Origin of the sequence: Vibrio anguillarum (genome assembly GCF_001989995.2) — a bacterium.
Lineage (GTDB): Bacteria > Pseudomonadota > Gammaproteobacteria > Enterobacterales > Vibrionaceae > Vibrio > Vibrio anguillarum.
This window is the reverse complement of sequence record NZ_JAHGUP010000086.1, coordinates 1-2,597: the sequence shown is the minus strand read 5'-3', so window position 1 is coordinate 2,597 and position 2,597 is coordinate 1. Positions and strand designations below refer to the sequence as shown.

The 2,597-nt window shown below is 37.7% G+C and carries 3 protein-coding genes; 2 read left to right on the top strand and 1 reads right to left on the bottom strand.

The annotated features are described in order from the left end of the window. The first annotated feature begins 144 nt into the window (after window positions 1–144). Window positions 145–1,068, top strand: a complete 924-nt coding sequence (locus PL85_RS16170) for a hypothetical protein (protein WP_115340107.1) — start codon at window positions 145–147, stop codon at window positions 1,066–1,068. A 126-nt stretch (window positions 1,069–1,194) separates the two neighbouring features. Next, window positions 1,195–1,473 carry a hypothetical protein gene (locus PL85_RS16165; RefSeq protein WP_115340108.1) on the top strand — a complete coding sequence of 93 codons (279 nt, stop codon included), beginning with the start codon at window positions 1,195–1,197 and terminating at the stop codon, window positions 1,471–1,473. 79 nt (window positions 1,474–1,552) lie between these two features. Here PL85_RS16165 and PL85_RS16160 read toward each other — a convergent pair whose 3' ends face one another. Then, window positions 1,553–2,017: a hypothetical protein gene (locus PL85_RS16160; RefSeq protein ID WP_115340109.1), complete on the bottom strand. Its 465-nt coding sequence runs from the start codon at window positions 2,015–2,017 to the stop codon at window positions 1,553–1,555. Window positions 2,018–2,597: the final 580 nt, after the last annotated feature.

Below are 2,597 nucleotides of genomic sequence, written 5' to 3'. Positions count from 1 at the left end.
ACTTCGTACTTGAATCCAAGAAATATAACAAACAATTTAAGAGTGATTCGCCACGCTTGGCATTTTTTGTTTGGGTTTAGTTAAGTGTTTACTGTGTTCAAATTGAGTGTCGCGCCAGCGTGGCTCACACCTTAATTGGGCGTTATGTGTTTACATCAGTATTACGGAGCGGAAATGGAAGACTTGAGAAGAAAGTGTTTTTTCTGTACAGAGCACATTGATGGTAGAAAGACATTAGAACATATTGTTCCAAATAGTTTATTGGGAAAACTTGGAATAAAAGAAGAAACTATTACTGGTCAATTTAATGCAACTCAATATAGCCGGGTAAAAGTCCCTGCGCATGAAATTTGCAATAATCAATTTGGCAGTGATTACGAAAATCGAGTGTTAAATTTACTGGAAGAACCTGAACTTTTATATACTCAGTTATGTGAGGAAGAAGCTGGTATTCCCATGATGTATAGCCCTGCCGACTCGGTATCTGCATTGGTGACTACGTGGCTATCTAAAATCTATTATGGTTTGTTTTATTATGACTTAATCTCTACTAGAGATGCCGAGTGGAAAGGTGTTTGTTCTTCTATTGTGCAAAGTGAAAACTTTAAATTTGTACAAAGTTCATATAAACAAGGCTTTGGATTTCAACTACCTTCGAGCCTTTACGTCTTTAAAACTAAGAATGAAAACACGGATTTGGTGACAATCGTAGACCCCAGTACGATGTTACTCAAAATAGGGGCGTTGACCTTTATATTGTGTATATGTGATGGTTTTCTTACCAAGAACTATTTGAATGGTAGCTCGCTTCAAAAGTTACGCTCTTGGATGGAAGATGAGGAAAATTTAAATCCTAACTTTCCTGTTCACAAATTGGCACTGGCTGAGGTGACAGCACTCCGAAACTGTATCCCGAAGAACCCAAGGTTTGTATTTTCTGAGCATCAAATAATAAACATGAGTTTATCTACTATGGCTGAAGACCCAGATTTAGTGTATCAGATCAATGAAGAGCAACTTTCTTTCGTTCGTCGAGAAGTTTTGCTTGAAATGGGGATCAAGCTATAGGTAAAAACATAACAAAGCATTTAAGAGTGATTCGCAACGCTTGGCAGTTTCGCTTCGCTCAAGTATAGCCAAGCGTCGCTCACACCTTAATGCGGCGTTAGGTTGCTTCACGAAAAGGAGTAACAAATGGATGTTAAGTTGGTTGAAGAATATATTCTTGAAGTTTTAAAAGAGAAGTTTGAATGTGAATTTGAGGTTGTGAGTGGTCACAGACATTTTGAATTCAGAAGTGCTGATTATGATTTTTCCTTCCCAGCAAGCATTGCTGGAGCAACTAGCAAGCAGTCAATTCAAAAGAAAGTGATGTCATGGCTTGAGAGGGATTTGAGTTTAATCAAACCGAACAGTCATGTGATTTATGATGCCAATGGTGTATGGCAGGAAGGTTCGGTTTTGGCAAAGTAAATTAGGTTACTATTCACGTTTAACCAACAGATGATAATCCCATGTGAATGAGATTAGTTCTGATTTAAATGCTCTGTAATCAATTTTGAGCGGTTTTATTAATTTTAGGCTTGTTAGTTATGGCATATCGCCTTGGGCTTGTTTCTGAGCCTAAATAGGCGGCTAAATTGGCAAGCCTTTGCTTTGATACTGTATCTGTATATTTTTCTCGGTCAAATGGACGTTGTACTGTTCTAATTTGGTTCTCACATGTGTATTTGGCGAGCACTTTGTTAAGCAATTTCAAATCAAGTTCGGCAGAGGTGAGAATTTGAATGTATCCTACCACACCATAGTTAGGCTGATGTTTTAATCTCAACACCCAAATCATAGTGATACTTTTGAATGCAGCACTGACAGGTTTTTTAATCTTCTGCATCAAATTATTGAACTCAATGGCTTCATCAAAGTTGTTATAAAATATCGCTGTCTGATGTGTTGGCTTAATGTCTTTAATGTTATTTATGAGCTTACGTTTGGTTTTATTACGTGCTGATTCTGTCATAGTTTATACCCCAATAATCATATGTTCTCTATATCCTTATAACTTCACCTCAATATGTGAGGCTTGTCGTGTGATTAATGGTGCATAAGTTATTGATTTATGGCTATTATGCAACTGTGATTTTGGTCGAGTAAACGACTGAGAGTCACGAAAATCGGATAGTAGTGCGGTGAGAGTCACACTACAAATGAGTTAATTTACCTAACAAACAATTCAACGTGATTCACAACGCTTGGCCATTTTGGTTTGCATTTATTGTGGTGTTTACGGTGCAATGCAGTAAGTTAATTGGTGCGTTGTTCACACGTTAATTGGGCGTTATGCAACTCAGGTAAATTTAGGGGTTCAATCTTTTGGGATTTCTCCGGCCATTCGTTTTGTGTTGTCGGCAAATGAGCTTTTTATCCTCAGATTCTTGGTTAATTCAAACCGTAAAACGGACAAGATTCTTGGTTTGCCTCAATCATTTTTAGCGTTGGCGCGTTGTGAATTTAGCGGGTGCAAAGTGTGGAAAGGGCAAGTTAATCGATTATTTCGTACTTGTTGAAGATTTCGCTCGTTGAGTTTGTTTCATTCAAAA

Excerpts from the sequence above, each read along its gene's own strand:
- PL85_RS16160 (WP_115340109.1), bottom strand. The coding sequence starts at position 2,017 with ATGACAGAATCAGCACGTAATAAAACCAAACGTAAGCTCATAAATAAC.
- PL85_RS16170 (WP_115340107.1), top strand. The coding sequence starts at position 145 with ATGTGTTTACATCAGTATTACGGAGCGGAAATGGAAGACTTGAGAAGA.
- PL85_RS16165 (WP_115340108.1), top strand. The coding sequence starts at position 1,195 with ATGGATGTTAAGTTGGTTGAAGAATATATTCTTGAAGTTTTAAAAGAG.